15 protein-coding genes, 1 tRNA gene and 1 pseudogene are annotated in these 16638 nt (G+C 65.1%); 3 read left to right on the top strand and 14 right to left on the bottom strand.

The features are described 5' to 3' along the window. Positions 1–136 precede the first annotated feature (136 nt). Positions 137–2425 carry an arylsulfatase gene (locus tag ACVWW3_RS07985; RefSeq protein ID WP_456650386.1) on the bottom strand — a complete coding sequence of 763 codons (2289 nt, stop codon included), beginning with the start codon at positions 2423–2425 and terminating at the stop codon, positions 137–139. Positions 2426–2532: 107 nt separating this feature from the next. Between ACVWW3_RS07985 and ACVWW3_RS07980 the strand changes: the two genes are divergently transcribed. Next, a complete protein-coding gene (locus tag ACVWW3_RS07980) occupies positions 2533–3219 on the top strand; it encodes a TetR/AcrR family transcriptional regulator (RefSeq protein ID WP_456650387.1) in 687 nt (228 codons plus the stop codon). Here the strand turns inward: ACVWW3_RS07980 and ACVWW3_RS07975 are convergent. The 7 genes and pseudogenes from ACVWW3_RS07975 to ACVWW3_RS07945 all read right to left on the bottom strand — a co-directional run bounded on the left by ACVWW3_RS07975 (position 3201) and on the right by ACVWW3_RS07945 (position 8419). After that, a pseudogene (locus ACVWW3_RS07975) lies at positions 3201–3921 on the bottom strand (ABC transporter ATP-binding protein). The gene ACVWW3_RS07980 and the pseudogene ACVWW3_RS07975 sit on opposite strands and share 19 nt — an antisense overlap. Next, positions 3918–4433: an ABC transporter ATP-binding protein C-terminal domain-containing protein gene (locus tag ACVWW3_RS07970; RefSeq protein WP_456671930.1), complete on the bottom strand. Its 516-nt coding sequence runs from the start codon at positions 4431–4433 to the stop codon at positions 3918–3920. Before ACVWW3_RS07970 ends, ACVWW3_RS07975 begins: the two are co-directional and overlap by 4 nt. Next, positions 4417–4686, bottom strand: a complete 270-nt coding sequence (locus ACVWW3_RS07965) for an ATP-binding cassette domain-containing protein (protein WP_456671929.1) — start codon at positions 4684–4686, stop codon at positions 4417–4419. Before ACVWW3_RS07965 ends, ACVWW3_RS07970 begins: the two co-directional genes overlap by 17 nt. Then, a complete protein-coding gene (locus ACVWW3_RS07960) occupies positions 4676–5647 on the bottom strand; it encodes a branched-chain amino acid ABC transporter permease (protein ID WP_247345810.1) in 972 nt (323 codons plus the stop codon). The genes ACVWW3_RS07965 and ACVWW3_RS07960 overlap by 11 nt, the downstream gene beginning before the upstream one ends. Before the next feature lie 13 nt (positions 5648–5660). Then, positions 5661–6524, bottom strand: a complete 864-nt coding sequence (locus ACVWW3_RS07955; protein WP_456650389.1) for a branched-chain amino acid ABC transporter permease — start codon at positions 6522–6524, stop codon at positions 5661–5663. A gap of 64 nt (positions 6525–6588) precedes the next feature. Then, positions 6589–7842 carry an ABC transporter substrate-binding protein gene (locus ACVWW3_RS07950; RefSeq protein ID WP_456650390.1) on the bottom strand — a complete coding sequence of 418 codons (1254 nt, stop codon included), beginning with the start codon at positions 7840–7842 and terminating at the stop codon, positions 6589–6591. Positions 7843–8056: 214 nt separating this feature from the next. Continuing rightward, complete coding sequence (locus ACVWW3_RS07945; RefSeq protein WP_456650391.1) at positions 8057–8419, bottom strand: DUF1428 domain-containing protein; 363 nt, start codon at positions 8417–8419, stop codon at positions 8057–8059. A gap of 297 nt (positions 8420–8716) precedes the next feature. On the opposite strand from ACVWW3_RS07945, the gene ACVWW3_RS07940 reads away from it, so the two are divergent. Continuing rightward, a tRNA-Gln gene (locus ACVWW3_RS07940) sits at positions 8717–8790 on the top strand. Positions 8791–8985: 195 nt separating this feature from the next. On the opposite strand, the gene ACVWW3_RS07935 is transcribed toward ACVWW3_RS07940, so the two are convergent. Genes ACVWW3_RS07935 through ACVWW3_RS07910 form a run of 6 tightly spaced genes read right to left on the bottom strand, consistent with a single transcriptional unit; the run spans position 8986 to position 15683 of the window. Continuing rightward, positions 8986–9957, bottom strand: coding sequence for a Bug family tripartite tricarboxylate transporter substrate binding protein (locus ACVWW3_RS07935; protein WP_456650392.1), 972 nt, complete (start codon positions 9955–9957; stop codon positions 8986–8988). A gap of 56 nt (positions 9958–10013) precedes the next feature. After that, on the bottom strand, positions 10014–11144 hold the full coding sequence (locus ACVWW3_RS07930) for an iron-containing alcohol dehydrogenase (RefSeq protein WP_456650393.1): 1131 nt from the start codon (positions 11142–11144) through the stop codon (positions 10014–10016). Positions 11145–11160: 16 nt separating this feature from the next. Further along, positions 11161–12195: a 4-hydroxythreonine-4-phosphate dehydrogenase PdxA gene (gene pdxA, locus ACVWW3_RS07925; RefSeq protein WP_456650394.1), complete on the bottom strand. Its 1035-nt coding sequence runs from the start codon at positions 12193–12195 to the stop codon at positions 11161–11163. Next, positions 12192–13298, bottom strand: a complete 1107-nt coding sequence (locus tag ACVWW3_RS07920; protein ID WP_456650395.1) for a four-carbon acid sugar kinase family protein — start codon at positions 13296–13298, stop codon at positions 12192–12194. The genes pdxA and ACVWW3_RS07920 overlap by 4 nt, the downstream gene beginning before the upstream one ends. After that, positions 13295–14740 carry an FAD-binding oxidoreductase gene (locus ACVWW3_RS07915; protein WP_456650396.1) on the bottom strand — a complete coding sequence of 482 codons (1446 nt, stop codon included), beginning with the start codon at positions 14738–14740 and terminating at the stop codon, positions 13295–13297. The genes ACVWW3_RS07920 and ACVWW3_RS07915 overlap by 4 nt, the downstream gene beginning before the upstream one ends. A gap of 22 nt (positions 14741–14762) precedes the next feature. Then, on the bottom strand, positions 14763–15683 hold the full coding sequence (locus tag ACVWW3_RS07910) for a dihydrodipicolinate synthase family protein (protein WP_456650397.1): 921 nt from the start codon (positions 15681–15683) through the stop codon (positions 14763–14765). Between the two features lie 121 nt (positions 15684–15804). Between ACVWW3_RS07910 and ACVWW3_RS07905 the strand changes: the two genes are divergently transcribed. Further along, entirely contained in the window at positions 15805–16638 is an 834-nt protein-coding gene (locus tag ACVWW3_RS07905; RefSeq protein WP_456650398.1) for an IclR family transcriptional regulator, read from the top strand.

Here is a 16638-nt window from a genome sequence, read left to right as displayed (position 1 = left end):
GACGCCCGCTTCCGCGGGCTCCTCAGGATGAGGTTTCAGCGCGCGGCAAATCCCAAACCCTTATGGTGAGGAGCCCGCCAGGGCGGGCGTCTCGAACCATGATGGCCGAGCGCTCTCGCAGCCCGCAAGCCTGCCGTTACTGCCGAGCCATCTGCGCGTTGCCGACGGCGTCGCCGTCGAGCTTCTGGTCGTTGTGCATGGTCACGCTGACGCGCGAGAGCCGTCCTTCGAATTCGAACGGCGCCTCGTAATGCGACACCGGGCTGCCGCGGTCGCGGCCAATGTCGAGGCCGGACCACGAAATCAGCGTGTGGAATCCGAGCTGGGTCTGCAGCGATCCCGCCTTCTCACCGTCGATCAGGAGCGTGTAGTCAGTGACGCCGGTACGCGAGCCCTTGGCCGGCGGCTCCTTGCGCACAAGACGCTCAACGTGAACGCCGAGCCGCCGCGCGCCCGACGGCACCTTGCGCTCCGAGCGGACGATCTGGTGACTGCCGCCGATGTTGAGGTCGTGCACGAGATGGCCGTCCTTGACGTAGAGGCTATAGCCGGACGTCGCATCACCATGCGAGATCAGCACGCCGTCGGCACCCGCCTCGTCGATCTCGACATGCGCCTCGATCGTGTAGCTGCGGCTGCGCACATCAGGCGCGACATCGGTCGGCACATGACCCATGCCGGCATGGAAGACGAAATGATGGCGCGCACCATGGAAGCGCGCGGCATTCTCCGCAAAGCGCGGCCCGAAGCGGTCGTCGAGCGGCAGCACCTTGTGCTTCTCGGCTTCCTCCCACCATGCCGCGATCATCGCTGCCAGGCGCTCCGGTTCTTTCGCCGCAAGATCATCGGTCTCGGAGAAATCCTCATCGAGATGGAACAGCTCCCATTTGTCGCTATCGAACGGCGTGCCCGATGGATGGAAGGCGACCGCCTTCCAGCCGCCCTGCCAAAGGCCGCGATGGCCGAACATCTCGAAATATTGCGGCGAGCTCTTTGAAGGAGCGGACGCGTCCGCGATCGAACGCGCAAAGCTCTCGCCTTCCAGCGGCATCTGCCGGCAGCCCGCGATCTCGGCGGGCGCCTCGATGCCGATCAGCTCCAGCAGCGTCGGCGTGAGGTCGGTTGCGTGCACGAACTGGTGCCGCAGCTCTCCCTTGGCCGCGATCTGCTTCGGCCAGTTGATGACGAAGGGATCACGGATACCGCCGCCATGGGTGTTCTGCTTGTAGCGCCGCAGTGGCGTGTTGGACGCCATCGCCCAACCATGCGGAAAATTACTGTGGGTGTCGGGCCCGCCGATGTCATCGATACGGCTCAGCTTCTCCGCGATCGGCTCCGGCTTGAAGTTGAACGGACCCATCGCGTTGACGAAGCCGAGCGGTCCGCCCTCCTGGCTGGCGCCGTTGTCGGACATCACGATGATGACCGTGTTGTCGCGGATGTTGGCCGTCTCCAGGAATGAGACAAGGCGCGCAAGATGACGATCGGAATGATCGAGCATGCCGGCAAAAGCCGCCTGCAGGCGCGTGAAGACGCGACGCTCGTCGGCCGAATGATCTTCCCAGGCCTTCACGCCGTCATTGCGCGCCGGCATCCGCGTTCCCTCCGGCACCAGCCCCATCGCCTTCTGACGCGACAGCCGCTGCTCGCGCTCGATGTCCCAGCCGTGTGAGAACGTCGCGTCGTAGCTCCTGATGATCTCGGCCGGGGCCTGGTGCGGCGCGTGGCAGGCCCCCAGCGCCACCCAGGTGAGCCACGGGATGTCGGGACGATCGGCGACGTGATCACCGATGAAGCGGATCGACTGGTCGATCAGGTCCTCGGTCAGATGATAGCCATCGCCATACGTCCCCGGGGGATCGATATGCGTGTTGTCGGAGACGAGCTCCGGCGCGTACTGGTCGGTCTCGGCATCGAGAAAGCCGTAGAAGCGATCAAAACCGCGGCCGAGCGGCCAGCCGTCGAACGGGCCGGTGGCGCCGCTTTCGGTCAGCGGCGTCACGTGCCATTTGCCGACCATGTAGTTGCGATAGCCGTGGGTGCGCAGCATCTCGGCGAGTGTCCCCGCCTCGCGCGCGATTTTGCCGCGGTAGCCGGGATAGCCGGAATCGAAATTGGCAAGGCATCCGACGCCGACGGAGTGATGGTTGCGCCCGGTGAGCAGTGCCGCGCGCGTGGTCGAGCACATCGCGGTGGTGTGGAAGCCGGAGTAACGCAGCCCTTCGGCGGCGAGCCTGTCGATGGTCGGCGTCTTGATCGCGGAACCATAGCAGCCGAAATCGGAGAAGCCGACGTCGTCGAACAGCACGACCAAAATGTTCGGCGCGCCCTCGGGCGGCCTCGGCGCCTCCGGCCACCAGGGTTTTGAGTCCGCAACCGTCTTGCCGACGGTGCCGCGGAACGGCGTGTTGCTGCCTGCGCTCATCTGATCCTCCCTGTCGGCTGGCCTGGATGGCCGCCGACGGCCACGGTTGACCTGCGGCTCGTCCTCGCCTAAACTATAATCCGAATTATGGTTATGATTTAGCCCAGATGCAAGCGCGGAAGCAGCCAGGTTCGGAACAGCCCGAGTTTCGTGATTTCGACCTGCCCGGCGTCGTCCCGTCGCGCCAGAAGCGCAGCCGCGAGACGACGCTGGCGCTGCTGCGCGCCGGCGCGGAGATGCTGCGGAGGCGCAGCCTCGCCGAGCTTTCGATCGAAGCGCTCTGCACCGAAGTCGGTGCCACCGTCGGCGCCTTCTACAGCCGCTTCGAAAGCAAGGAAGCCTATTTCAACGCGCTGATGGCACTGGCCGCGCGCGACGGCGAGCAGCGGCTGGCCGAGATCAGGCGGCCGTCGCCCGATGCGGGCCTCGACAAGCTCTGCCAAATCATCGTCAGCGGCATCATCGTCTGGATGCGCAACCACGAGGGCGTGCTGCGCGCAGCGCTCCAGCATGACGACACCCGTCCGGACAAATGGACAGCATTCAAGGCTCTCGCGAAAGCGACCACCGAACGCGCCACCCCTCTCCTGCTGCCGGCGATGGGCAAGGGGCGTAAGGCCGCCAAGGTCCGCACCATCGCGTTCGGCTTCCAAATCGTGCTGGGCACGCTGGTGAATGCGATCCTCAATGATCCCGGGCCGCTGTCGCTCGGGACGAAGGAGATGGAGACACGGCTCGCCGGCTGCCTGTTGCTGCTGCTTCAGTCGGAAATCAGTCAGTCCACCCCAAGATAAGCCTTCTGCACCTGCGGGTCTTGCGCGAGCGCTGCGGCCGTGCCTGACAGCACGCTCTTGCCGACCTGGAGCACGGTGGCGAAATCCGAGACTTCCAGCGCGAGCTCGATCGATTGCTCGGCGAGCAGGATGGTCAGACCCTCGCGATGCAGGCGGCCGAACGTCTCGTACATGGATTCGACGATCGCCGGCGCAAGACCGAGCGAGGGTTCATCCAGCATCAGCAGTTTCGGGTCGCTCATCAGCGCGCGGCCGACCGCGAGCATCTGCCGTTCCCCCGCCGGACATGGTGCCGGCGCGCTGGTTGCGGCGCTCCTTCAACCGCGGAAAGAACTCGTAGACGCGTTCGAGGAGCGTGGCCCGGCGCGACTTGTCGTGCAGCGGCGTTGCGCCGAGCAACAAATTGTTCTCCACGCTCTGCTGCACGAACAGCCGCCAGCCCTCCGGCGACAACGCCAGCCCCTTGCGCACGATCGCAAACGCCCTCTCGCCGGCGATGTCCTCGCCGCGAAAGTGGATCAATCCGGAATGCACGGGAATGAGGCCGGCGATGGCGTTCAACGTCGTGGTCTTGCCGCCGCCATTGGAGCCTAGCAGTGCGACGACGCTGCCTTCGGGAACCTCCAGCGAGACGTCGGAGACGCCGATGAGATCGCCGTAGCGCACCTCCAGATGCTCGATCCTGAGCAATGCCCCGCTCATAGGTCCGGCCCGCCCATCAATTCGACCGGCGTGTGGCCGGCGGCCGCCTTGGCCGCGCGCTTGCCGAGATAGGCCTCGATCACCGCCGGGTTGGACGTGACTTCGCGGGGTGACCCACGGGCGATCTCCTTGCCCTGGTGGAACACCATCACGCGGCTCGCGAGCGACATGATCACTTCCATGATGTGCTCGACGATCACAAGCGTAATGCCGGAACGGTGGATGTCGCGGACGAGGTCGATGGCGAGCCTCACTTCATGCGCGTTGAGACCGGCCATGGCTTCGTCGAGCAGCAGCACCTTCGGCTCGGTCGCGAGCGCGCGCGCGATCTCCAGCCGCTTGCGGCCGGGCGTGCCGAGCGAGCGCGCCGGTGCATCCGCAAGCCTGATCATGCCGACCCGCTCGAGCACGGCGCGCGCCTTGGTCTCGGCCTCCTTGCGATGCGCCGTGCGCAGGAAGGCGCCGATCATGACGTTCTCGAGCACCGTCATGCCTTCAAATGTCTGCGGCACCTGGAAGGTGCGGGCGAGCCCAAGCCCGGCGCGCAGCTCCGGCGTGAGGTCGGTGATGTCGCGGGCCCTCGAACAGGACGCGGCCGGACGTGGTCTTGAGATCGCCGGTGAGGCAGTTGAAGAACGTGGACTTGCCCGCGCCGTTGGGGCCGATCAGGCCGAGGATGTCGCCCTGCTCCAGCGTGACGGAAGCATCGTCCACTGCCTTGAAGCTGCCGAACGCCTTGGTGATCCCGCACGCCTCAAGGAGCATGGCCTGCTCCCGTATCCTTGCTGGGCTTGCTGCGCCGCGTGAACAGGCTGAGCAGACCGCCCGGCTGGAAGCGCGCGATCACCACGATGATCGCGCCATAGAGCACGAAGGTGAGCCCGGCGCCCTTGCCGCCGAGCCAGCTGTTGGAGATCTCCTCCAGCGGCACCAGGATCGCGGCGCCCACCAGCGGTCCGAACAGCAGCCCTGCCCCGCCCAGCGCCGCCATGATCAGGATTTTCACCGAGATCAGGATGCCGAACCCGGACTCGGGATCGACGAAGCCGAACATCATGGCGTAGAGCGCGCCGGCGACGCTCGTCAGCGCCGCACTCAGCATGTAGGCATAGAGCTTGGTACGGCTCGCAGGTGCACCGAGCGAGCGCGCGGCCCGTTCGGAATCCTTGATGGCGCGCAGGTAAAACCCCATCCGGCTGTTGGTCATCCACCACGTGATCAGAAGCGTGATCGCGAGGATGAGCAGGAAGAGATAATAGTACGGCAGCGACGACAGGAACGAGAGATCGAAGATGTTGCGTGGGACAGTTGGACCAGAGAGCCCGACGGCCGCGCCTAACCAGTCGGTGTTGGTGACGATCAGCCGCATCGTCTCGGCGACCGCGATCGTCGCCATGCTGAAATAATGGCCGGACAGACGCAGCGTCGGGACACCGATGATCGCAGCCAAGCCCACGGCCAGCACGATCCCGCCGGGAATGCCGAACAGGGGCGACAGGCCAAATTTTACATAAGACCCCATCGCGGCATAGGCGCCGCAGCCGAAGAACACGACGTGTCCGACCGAAACCTGGCCGGCATAACCGCCGACGATGTTCCAGGCCGACGCCGCAATCGCATAAAGCAGCACCAGTGCGCCCAAGCGCTGCTGGAACGGCGAGGACAGCAGCAGCGGATAGGCGATCGCAATCGCTGCGACGACCGAGAGCCAGATCAAGCGCCGCATCACAGCTTTCTCATCACATCTTCCCCATCAGGCCCTGTGGCCGGAACCAGAGGAAGAGCAGGAACAGGACATAGACGACGATGTCCTTGTAGATCGCGCCGATCAGATAGCCGGATAGCGACTCGATCACCCCGATCAGGAGCCCTGCGACGAGCGCGCCGGGCACGCTCCCAAAGCCGCCGAGCGAAACCGTGACGAAGGCGACGATGCCGAGCGTCTCGCCGACGGTCGGCACGATGTAGAAGAAGTTCGCAATCAGCGCGCCGGCAAGCCCGGTGGCGCCAGCCGCAATCGCCCAGGCGATCGCCTGCATGGTGTCGGGCCGGATGCCCATCAGCTGAGCCGCTGTTTGATCCTCCGCCACCGCCAGCATTTTCGAACCGAGCGAGGTCCGCGTCAGCAGCAGATGCAGCCCGAGCGTCACGAGCAGCGCGACCACGCCGGCAAGCAGCCGCGAGGCCTCGATGCGCAAGCCGGCAAACGCATAAGTGCCGCCCACGATATTCGGGGGCATCGACAGGAAGTTGGCGCCGAACCACCAGAACACGGAATAGCGCAACAGCAGCGCCAGACCGAAGGTGCCGAGGATCTGCGCCAGCATCGGCCCCTTCATGATGTCGCGGATCAGGGTGAAATAGACCACGACACCGACCGTCGCGAGCACCAGCGTCGCCAGCGGCGCGCCGAGGATCGGCCCTCCCCCCAACAGCGTGTAGACGACGTAGGCAACGTACATGCCGAGCATGACGAAATCGCCATGCGCGAAATTGACGATGTTCATCATGCCCCACACCAGCGTGAGGCCGGAGGAAAACAGGGCGTAGACGGCGCCAAGCAGAAGCCCGCCGACGATCACCTGCACGAGTACAAAGGACATGAGCCGCGTTGCTCTGATCAAATCATCATGGGAATGGCGGAGCGCTCAGCCCCGCCTTTAAATCTCACCAGCCCTTGTAAGGCAGCACAGGCGCCTTCTCGGCATTGGCCTTGGGCCACACCGCGGTGTAGTTCTCGCCGTCCTGGAGCTGGATGATGAGGCCGGAGGCGAGCACGTTCTGGCCCTTGTCGTCGAACTTCACGCCCTTGTAGCCCATCATCAATTGCTCGGGCTTCAGATCCGTCGCCTTCAGCGCGGCCTGGATCTTGGCGGGATCGGTCGAGCCGGCGCGGTCGATCGCGTCGGCCAGCACGAAGAAGCCCTGCATCTGGCGGCCGACGGTGTCGTCCATCTCCTCGCCGCTCTTTTTCTTGTACATGTCGGCGATGATGGCGGACGGCGAGCCGGACGGACCCACCGCCCAGGACGAGCGATTGAAGACGCCCTGCGAAATCTTGCCGACCGCCTTGATGAAGGACGGATCGGAATAGCCTGCGTCGTCGGCGAGCAGCACGGGCGGCTTGTAGTCGAGCGACTGCATGGTCTTGGCGAACAGGATCGCGTCCGACGTGTAGCTGATCATGATGATGACGTCGGGCTTCTTCTCCTTGAGCTGGAGCACCTGACCCTGCAAATCGGTGGCGTTGACGGGATAGGCGACGTCAATTGCGATGGCCTGCCCCTTGTCCTTGAAGGCGGCGCTGATGGTGTTGGCGACAGAGGTGCCGTATTCGGTGTTGTCGTGAACCAGTGCGATTGCATCGGTCTTGGCACCCTGCGCCTTGATGTCGGCGAGGAAATCGACATAGGCCTTGGCGAAGTCGGTGGCGATCGGCGTGGTGCGGAAGAACCATTTGAAGCCGCGCTCGGTGAGATTGGCGGCGACCGACTCGGAGTTCAGGAAGGGAATGCCGTATTTCTCGGCGATCGCGCTCGAGGTCAGCGTGACGCCGGACTGATAGGAGCCGAACAAAGCGGCCACCTTGTCCTCCGTGATCAGACGCAGCGCCTGGTTCTGGCCTGTCGCCGGGTTGCCCTGGTTGTCCGCGAACACGATCTCGATCTTGGCGCCGCCGAGGCCGGCGAGGCCTGCGTTCTTCGCCAGCGGCAGATTGCCGAGTTCGGGATGGGCGTTGTTGATGATGTCCGTCGCGACCTCGAGCGCCGCCTTGGCATGCGCGCCGATCGAGGCGGTGCCGCCGGACATCGGCAGGATCGCGCCGATCTTGACGACCTTGTCCTGCGCTCGCGCGCCTGAAGCGAGCACAAGGGACATCGCAGCCGCGCAAAGCAGCCCGGTGACGTGCTTCAATCTCATGAAATCAGACCTCCCAAGGGGTTTCCCCAACCAGTTTCTTTTAGAAAGCTCGGCTAAGCGCCCGCCTCCGTTTGATTATGCCTGGTGATGAGAGGATGGCATGCCGGCCCGATACCGGCAAGGTGAAACGAATTGCCACGATGCATAAGCAAGCACCGCTTATAGGGTGGGTTAGCGCCAGCGTACCCACCCTACGAGGCTGCGCAGCGCGCGCTCACCCGACCACGTCGCTCGCCCTCAGCAGCGTCGTGAAGCCGCCATAGATCATGCGCTTGCCGTCAAACGGCATGCCGTCCAGCTTCAGCCGGGGGTCCGCCATCACCTTCTTGTTGACGGCGTCGCGAGTTTCCCGGTCGCGATAGATGATCCAGGAGAACACCACGATCTCGTCCTCCTTGGCCATCACCGCGCGCGGAAACGACGTGAGCTCACCATAGGGCACGTCGTCGCCTATGCATTCGACATAATCCAGCGCGCCGTGCTCCATCCAGATCGCGCAGGCCGTTTTCGCCAGCGCCTTGTAGGGCTCGATCTTGTCCTTCGGCACAGCCAGCACGAAACCATCGACATAGGGCATCACGGATCTCCTTGGGTTGCATGTCCAAGGACGATGCAGCGCGCGCCGATCCGACCGGGAAACGTGATTTTCCGATGAGGCAAACCGTCGCGCGCCGCTGCGGCGCGCCGCCGGAGCCTGAGATCCGGCCGCTCACGCCCCCGATTGGACCGCAAAACACACCTGCACCTCAGCGCTTGCCAGCCCACAGCCGAGCGGGTAGAAACCCTCCACGCCTGAGCCGTGATTTGCGCGATAAGCGCCGTCGGCCGCGGCCGGACAAGTCAACAAGTCATTGAATTTGTTCGGCTATTCCGTTGGGGAATGGTGTAACGGTAGCACAACAGACTCTGACTCTGTTTGTCTAGGTTCGAATCCTAGTTCCCCAGCCACTCCAGGTAAGCCGCTCACAAACAGACCGTCAGAGGTGGCGCTCTTCCTCGAGCGCCTTCATCCTATGCTTCTCGACAGGATGCGACGAGCGAGCTTCGCGCATACACGAAGCTTTGGCGGGACCGGCGCGACAGGCGCCAAGCCGCGATCCGGCCCAAGCCACTTCGAACGTTGCCAGACGGTCGACCTGGCTCCTAATCCAGCTTGATGTTTGCGGCTTCGATCACCTTCTTCCAGCGCGCGGTTTCCGCGGCGATGTAGGCCGCGAACGGTTCGGAATCCACCGCGACCGCGGCTGCGCCGAGTTCGGCCATCTTCTGCACTGTCTCCGGCTGCTGCATGAAGGCGCGGATCTCGGCGGAGAGCTTTTCGACGATCGGCTTCGGCGTCGCCGCGGGGACGAAGAAGCCGTGCCAGGCCACGGCCTCGAAGCCGGGCAGGAATTCGGCAACGGCGGGCATTTCCGGATCGAAGGCAGCGCGCTTGGGCGTTGCGGTCGCAAGCATCGCGAGTTGGCCGGTCTTCACCTGCGGCAGCAGCAGCGGCACGTTGTCGAAGGCGAGATCGATCTGGCCACTCAGCAGATCCGTCAGCATCTGGCTCGAGCCCTTGTAGGGCACGTGCACCATCTTGGTGCCGGTCATCTGCTGAAACAGTTCGCCGGCGAGATGCTGCGAGGTGCCCACGCCGGCCGAGCCGAACGAGACCTTGTCCGGGTTCGCCTTCAGAAAGGCGATCAGCTCCGGCACGGTGCGCGCCTTGATCTTGTCGGGGTTGACGACGAGAACGTTGGGCACGACGCTGATCTGGGCGACCGGCGCCAGATCCTTGTTCGGCTGGTAGCTGAGCTTCGGCCCGTAGAGCGTGGGGTTGATTGCGAGCGCGGACGTGCTGGCAAGCCCGAGCGTGATGCCGTCAGGCGCAGACTTCGCCAGCCGCGTCACGCCGAGGATCGAACCGGCGCCGCCGACATTCTCGACCACGAACGGCTTGCCGAACTTCATTTGCAGATGGTTCGAGACCATCCGCGCAAAAATGTCCGCGGTGCCGCCGGCAGCGAAGGGAACGATCACCGTCACCTGCTTGGACGGATAGCCGTCCTGGGACTTCGCCGGCGACGTCGCCAGCAGCACGGTTGAGGCAAGAACAAGCCACATCGATCTCATCGAAGTTTCCTCATTTCCTGTTGTTGATTGGCTGCCGCGCGCGTGCGCGGAGATAACTAGAACGCAACCTCGTACATGCTCAGGATCGCATCCCGTCCGAGGTCGCGCGGATTGTTGTCGAGCAGGCGGCGAATGGCGTGCGCCTCGTCGGCCATCGCGCCGAGATCGTCCCGGGGCACGCCGAGCGCAGACAACCGCATCTCGATGCCGAGATTCCTGCAGAACCCATAAGTCGCCTCGAAGGCAAGCTTCGCATCACTCTGCGCCGGCAGTCCGAGTGCCGCGAGCACCGCCGCCGTCTTCGCCTCGGCCGCCGGCATGTTGAACGCCAGCGTGTGCGGGAAGATCACCGCGCAGGCGAGCCCGTGCGCCACATGATGGCGCGTCCCGAGCGGATAGGCCACCGCATGGCCGGCGGTCGTGTTCACCGGCCCGAGGCAATAGCCGCCGTACAGCGAGGCCAGCGCCAGACCCGCGCGCGCCTCGCGATCCCCGCCGTCAGCGACCGCGCGCTTGAGATATTGGCCGACCAGCCGGGCGCCTTCGAGCGCGTAGAGATCGATCGCCGGATGCGCCTTGCGGCTGGTATAGGCCTCGGCGCAATGCGCAAGCGCATCGACACCGGTGGCCGCAGTGATCTCCTTCGGCACGGTCATCGTCAGGTCCGGATCGACGATGGCGATATCGGCGAGCATGAAGCGGCTCTGCACCGCCTGCTTGTTCCGGCTGACGGGATCGGTGACCAGTGCGCGGGTGCCAGCCTCGCTGCCGGTGCCCGACGTGGTCGGAATCTGCATCAGCGCCACGCTGCGGCCGGCCACCTTCTCCGGACCGACGATATCGGCAAAAGCCACCTCGGAGGTACAGAGCACAGCCACCAGCTTGGCGAGATCCATCGCACTGCCGCCGCCGAAGCCGATCACGAGATCGGGCTTGACCTCGCGCGCCATCGCCACGGCCTTGTCGAGATTGGGCAGGTCCGGCTCGGGCTTGACCTCGCCGAACACCTTCACTGCACCCGGCAGCGCCAGCCTGTCGACGCGGCGCGCGTTGAACGGGTCGGAGATCACGAGCGGTCGTTTGGCGCCGATGCGCTCGGCGAAGCGCGCCGCTGCGGTGATTGTGCCGCAACCGAATTCGAGGACGGCGGGGCGAAGAATTTCGATGGGCGTGAAGGCGTTGGTCATCGTGGGCTCGATCTCGTCACTTGGATGCGGAGGCGCCAGCGGCCAGCCGTTCGGCATAGTCGATGGCCTCGATCAAGCTGTGCTCGTTGGCGATGCCCTTGCCGGCGATGTCGAAGGCGGTGCCGTGATCGACTGAGGTGCGGATGATTGGCAGGCCCAGCGTGATGTTGACGCCGGAGAGCTCCTGCCAGCGGCCAGTCGCGGGATCGATCTGGAAGCCGAGCAGTTTGACCGGGATATGCCCCTGGTCGTGATACATCGCCACCGCGGCATCGTACTGACCGGCGCGCAGCTTGACGAAGATGGTGTCGCCGGGCACGGGACCGACGACGTCGAGGCCGTCAGCGACCGCTTTCGCAATCGTCGGCGCGGACACGTCGATGTCCTGGCGGCCGAACAGGCCGCCCTCGCCGGCGTGCGGATTGAGCGCGGCGATGGCGATCTTCGGCTTGGCGATGCCGAGCCGCAGCAGCGCATCGTTGGTGAGGTCGATGACCATGCGCAGGCGCTCCGGCGTCAGACGCTTCGGCACGTCCTCCAGCGCCACATGGGTCGAGACATGGCTGACGCGCATGTTGCCGTGGGCGAGCAGCATCACCGAGCCGCGCACCCCGGTGAGATGCGCCAGCATCTCGGTATGTCCAGGGAAATGATAGCCGGCCTTGTTGAGGGCTTCCTTGTTGAGCGGAGCCGTGACGATGGCCGCGGTCCGCCCCGCCTGCGTCAGGCGCACGCTCTGCTCGATCGCCTTGTAGGCGAAGCGTCCGCCGTCGGCGCTCAATACGCCGGGCTTGATCGGGTCGCCCTCGACGTCGGCCTGGAGGAAGCAGAGGTTCGGCCAGTCACGATCCTCAGCGCTCACTTCCGGGATCGCAATACCGGCACCGAGCGTGGCTTTTGCGCCATCGAGCGCCGCGCCACTGCCGATGATCAGCAGACGCAGATCGCCGGTTGCGATCCGGTCCTTCAGCCCGACGCAGGCCTTGATGATGATCTCCGGCCCGATCCCGGCCGGATCGCCCATGGTGATGGCAAGATGGCGAGAGGTCATGTCGGACTCTCCTTGTTGAGCAAATGATTGATGTGGAGCAGATCGCGCCAGAGCTCACTGGTGCCAAATGCGCCTGATTTCGAGATGACATCGACGCCGGCCCAGCGGCCGCCCTGCAAGATCGAGCGCGGCAATCCCGGCACGATACGTCCTGTCACCTGCAGCGCATGCGCGCCAAGGGCAACGCATGCGGCCTTCAAAGTCTCTCCGCCGGCAACGATCAGCGTGCCCGGCGGTTCAAGCGCTGCGATCAGCGCCGTCATCTCGCGAGCGATCCTCCGTGCCGCCTCGGCGCGGGTCAGACCGTCGGCGAGGGAGAACTTGACCAGCGCCACGCCGTCATCGGCCAGCTTGCGTTGGACGTGCGTCGTGCCCTCACCTTCCGCAAGCGCGACGGCGGCATCACCGCAGGCAGAAAGCTGGGAGGCGGTGGCAGCCTGATCGGAGCCGAACAGCCCCAGCACCGGCAGCTTCAACCGGCGCGGCGCATCGGCGCGATGGCTGCGGGCGAGCGCGCCGGCCAGCCCGCCGCTTCCGCACCAGAGCACAGGCCCGGGCATGCGCCGTCCCATTTCGACGACACGATCGAGCTCGATATCGCTCTCGGCATCAAAAACCTGAACGCCGCCTTGCGAGAGCGTATCGGCCCGGCCCTGCCGCGCTTCGATGCCCTCGAGTTGCAATTGGGTCAGGAGATTCTCTCCGACCCGATGCCAGTCGCCTTGCACCGTGCGCGCAAATTGCTGGCCACCCACGGTGCGGCGCCCCTGATAGTGGAAGGCAGGCGCGACCACGCACGACGCCCAATGGCCGCTACGCAGGCAGGCGCCGAGCTCGGCGGCCCATGCGCCGCGCAGCAGGCTATCCACCTTCTTGTAGGCGATGGTCGCCTCGCGGAGCAGCGGCGCCAGCCGTCCGACGATCTCGATGCTCTCGGCCTTCGACCGCTCGCGGCTGCCGCTGTCGATCGCGAGGCTTCCGGAATCCTGTGGAGCGGACGCTTCCGGCCAGGCGACGTTGAACGGTCCGCACAGGCCGACGAACTCTGCGGCGGTATCGAGCGCGCCGGTGAGATCGTCGGCAAGCAGGCGGACGCTTGTCATCGTCGCGTGCCTCCGACATTGAAGATCTTGCCGGGGTTCATCAGGCCCTTGGGATCGAGCAATTGCTTGATGCCGCGCATCAACTCGATATCGAGGGGATCGGCGACGCGGGCAAGCCGGCCACGATTGGTGATCCCGATGCCGTGTTCGGCACTGATCGCCCCGCCCTGCACTGCGGTCTCGTCGTCGACGATCTCGTTGATCTCAGCCACCAGCGCGGCTGTTGCGTCCGGATCCTGGCAACGCGCGCGGTCGATCAGGGCGATCACGTGGATATTGCCGTCGCCGATATGGCCGTGCATCACGACGCGCGCATGCGGCACCGCCGCGTTGATCCGGGCCTCGACATTGGTGACGAAGGCAGCCTGACGCTCCAGCGGCACCACACTGTCGTGCGACACGACATAGCCGCTGCGCTTGTTGCCTTCGGAGACGCCGTGCCTGACCGCCCAGATCGCCTTCGCCTGCGCGAGGTTGGACGCCAGGATGACGTCTTCGGCGAGCCCTGCCTCCATCGCGGCTGCGAGCACCGTGGCGAGCGGCTCATCGAGATCGACGCCCGCGAGCGTGTCGGTCAGCTCGACGATCAGGTACCACGGCGTCGTCAGCTCGAACGGGATCGTGACATGCGGCACGGTCTCCGCGATCACCTCGATCTGCGAGCGCGACATGATCTCGAGGCTGCCGAGCCGGTCGCCGACCGCACCGCGCAAGCGTTGCATGATCTCAAGCGCCTGCTCGACGCCCTGCAATTTGAGCAGCGCCAGTGCCGAGCTGCGCGGCGGCGAAAACAGTTTCAGCACGGCTGCGGTGACGATGCCGAGCGTCCCCTCTGCGCCGATTAAGAGCTGCTTGAGCGCGTAACCGGTGTTGTCTTTGCGGAGCGCACGCAGGCCGTTGAAAATTCTGCCGTCGGGCAGCACGACCTCCAGCCCGAGCACGAGATCGCGCGTCGGCCCGTAGCGGAGCACAGCCGTGCCGCCGGCATTGGTCGAGATGTTGCCGCCGATCTGGCAGGAGCCTTCGGCACCGAGGCTCAAAGGGAAGTAGCGATCCACGGCACGGGCCGCATTCTGCACCTCGGCGAGGATGCAGCCGGCCTCCACGGTGATGGTGTTGGCGAGCGGACTGACGTCGCGCACGGCCCGCATGCGGTCGAGCCGGATCACGACGTTGGCCGTACGCTCGTCCGGCGTCGCGGCGCCGCACATGCCGGTGTTGCCGCCTTGCGGTACGATCGCGAGCTGCTTTGCCGCGCAGAACTTGACGACGGCAGAAACCTCGGCGTTCGAGCCGGGCTTCACGACGGCGGCGGCGCGACCGTGATAGCGTCCGCGCCAGTCCACCACATAGGGCTCCTGGTCGGGTCCGGACGCGATGACGTGCTTGTCGCCGACGATGGCGGCGAGCCCGGTCAACGCATCACGGTAAGAGTCGGACATCGGATCGCCTCGGAGCGTCGCGCTAGACGACGGCGACGAATGCCGCCGCATCCGCGAGCAGCTCTTTCACCTGCCCCGGCGGCAAGGATTCCAGCGGCGGCCGCAGGCGCTGCCATGCGGCATGGCCGGTGCGTTCGGCCGTCAGCGCCTTCAACGACGCCATCTGCGGAAAACGCGAGACCAGTTCGCGCGCCTTGACGATGCGTGCCTGCGCCACCTTCAGCGCCGCGTCGTCGTCGCTGTCGCCAAAGTGCTTGTAGACATAGGCAAGGTCGCGCGCGATGAGATTGGAGGTCGCGGTGATGCAGCCCGCGCCACCCTTGCGCAGCAGCGGCAACAGCAACGGATCAGCTCCGACCAGGACCGAAAAGCCGGGGAAGCGTTCGACCATCGCGGTCATGTTGGCGAAGTCGCCGGAGGAATCCTTGATGCCGGTGAAGGTGGACGGATAAGCCGCGCGCAGCCGCTCGATCAAGGCATGCGAGATCGGCTGCGCCGACATTTGCGGGATATGATAGAGCACGATTTTGAGCCTGGCATCGCCGATGCGCTGCACGACTTCGCTGTAGGAGGCGAAGATGCCGTCATCGGTGACGCCCTTGTAATAGAACGGCGGCAGCATCACCACGGTATCGACGCCGACCGAGAGCGCGTGGCGCGTCAGCGCGATGGTCTCGCTCAGCGCGGCAACACCGGTGCCGGGCAGAAGTCGCTGCGGCGCGATGCCGGCGGCGACTACCGCCTCCAGCAGTGCGATCCGCTCGGCAGCCGATAAGGAGTTCGCCTCGCCTGTCGTGCCGAGCAACGCGATGCCGTCGCAGCCTTCGTCGAGCAGGTAGCGGCAATGCGCGACGAAACGCGCATGATCGGGGGCGAGCTCGGCGTCGAGCGGCGTCAGCGCGGCGGAGAACACGCCATGGGGGTGCAGTGATGATGTCGACAAACTTCCTCCGGGCGTCAAATCGCTGTTGTTCGGAATGCGAACTTTTGTTACTGGCTTGACCTGTCGTAAAATCAGCTTGCCGCCACGTCAAGGGCGACATGTCATGGCAAGGCATTAGAGCATGGCCAAGGTCGAAAAGAAGGCCGCAAAGCGCGCATCGCAAGCTAGCGCAAAGAATCCAAAGAATCACGTCGCCTCCGTCGGCAAGGCCTTCGCGGTGCTCAAGAGCTTCACCAGCGAGGCCTTCGAGCTGACCCTGAGTGAGATTGCCGCACGCGCCGATCTCGATCGCGGAACGGCGTTCCGGCTGATCCAGACCCTGGTCGAGGTCGGCTATGTCCAGGCGGTTCCGCAAAGCCGCCGGTTCCGGCTCGGGGTTGCCTGCCTCGACCTTGGCTACACCGTGCTGTCGCACGGTTCGTTGCGGCCGATCGTCGAGCCGCTGCTGCGCGATCTCGTACCTGATGTCGGCGATGCAGCATCGCTCGGGATCCTCGACGGCGGCGACGTGATTTATCTCGCGCGCATAGGCGCGGGCCTCGACCGGCACAAGATGGATCGCCGTCCGGGCACGCGCATTCCCGCCTACAGTGCCGCGCTCGGCCATGTCATGCTCGCGCATCTGGCACGGGACGAGCAGATCGCGCGACTGGAATTGCGGCCTCGCGTCAAGCTGTCGGAGCGCACGCTGACCGATCTCGATGCCTTGCTCGCGCGGCTCGATCAGGTGAAGAAGAAAGGCCATGCCGTCTCCGACGGCGAGAATGCCTATGGCCTGCGCACGCTGGCAACGCCGATCTTCGACGCCCAGGGTCTTGTGATCGGGGGATTGAGCGTCACCGTCGATGCGATGCGCATGGACATGCCGACCTTCCGCGACCAGGCGCTGCCGAGGCTGATACAGGCGACGAAAGAGGTGCAGGACCTCGCGATCAAGTCGGGATTGACGAGATGA

The sequence above is a fragment of the Bradyrhizobium sp. LM2.9 genome (genome assembly GCF_054056555.1).
This window is presented reverse-complemented; position numbering and strand designations above follow the sequence as displayed.

What these genes read in the sequence shown, in the direction of transcription:
- pdxA (WP_456650394.1), bottom strand. Translation starts at nt 12,195, where the DNA reads ATGACCTCTCGCCATCTTGCCATCACCATGGGCGATCCGGCCGGGATC.
- ACVWW3_RS07955 (WP_456650389.1), bottom strand. Translation starts at nt 6,524, where the DNA reads ATGTCCTTTGTACTCGTGCAGGTGATCGTCGGCGGGCTTCTGCTTGGC.
- ACVWW3_RS07965 (WP_456671929.1), bottom strand. Translation starts at nt 4,686, where the DNA reads ATGCTCCTTGAGGCGTGCGGGATCACCAAGGCGTTCGGCAGCTTCAAG.
- ACVWW3_RS07960 (WP_247345810.1), bottom strand. Translation starts at nt 5,647, where the DNA reads ATGCGGCGCTTGATCTGGCTCTCGGTCGTCGCAGCGATTGCGATCGCC.
- ACVWW3_RS07945 (WP_456650391.1), bottom strand. Translation starts at nt 8,419, where the DNA reads ATGCCCTATGTCGATGGTTTCGTGCTGGCTGTGCCGAAGGACAAGATC.
- ACVWW3_RS07935 (WP_456650392.1), bottom strand. Translation starts at nt 9,957, where the DNA reads ATGAGATCGATGTGGCTTGTTCTTGCCTCAACCGTGCTGCTGGCGACG.
- ACVWW3_RS07930 (WP_456650393.1), bottom strand. Translation starts at nt 11,144, where the DNA reads ATGACCAACGCCTTCACGCCCATCGAAATTCTTCGCCCCGCCGTCCTC.
- ACVWW3_RS07920 (WP_456650395.1), bottom strand. Translation starts at nt 13,298, where the DNA reads ATGACAAGCGTCCGCCTGCTTGCCGACGATCTCACCGGCGCGCTCGAT.
- ACVWW3_RS07950 (WP_456650390.1), bottom strand. Translation starts at nt 7,842, where the DNA reads ATGAGATTGAAGCACGTCACCGGGCTGCTTTGCGCGGCTGCGATGTCC.
- ACVWW3_RS07915 (WP_456650396.1), bottom strand. Translation starts at nt 14,740, where the DNA reads ATGTCCGACTCTTACCGTGATGCGTTGACCGGGCTCGCCGCCATCGTC.
- ACVWW3_RS07985 (WP_456650386.1), bottom strand. Translation starts at nt 2,425, where the DNA reads ATGAGCGCAGGCAGCAACACGCCGTTCCGCGGCACCGTCGGCAAGACG.
- ACVWW3_RS07980 (WP_456650387.1), top strand. Translation starts at nt 2,533, where the DNA reads ATGCAAGCGCGGAAGCAGCCAGGTTCGGAACAGCCCGAGTTTCGTGAT.
- ACVWW3_RS07905 (WP_456650398.1), top strand. Translation starts at nt 15,805, where the DNA reads ATGGCCAAGGTCGAAAAGAAGGCCGCAAAGCGCGCATCGCAAGCTAGC.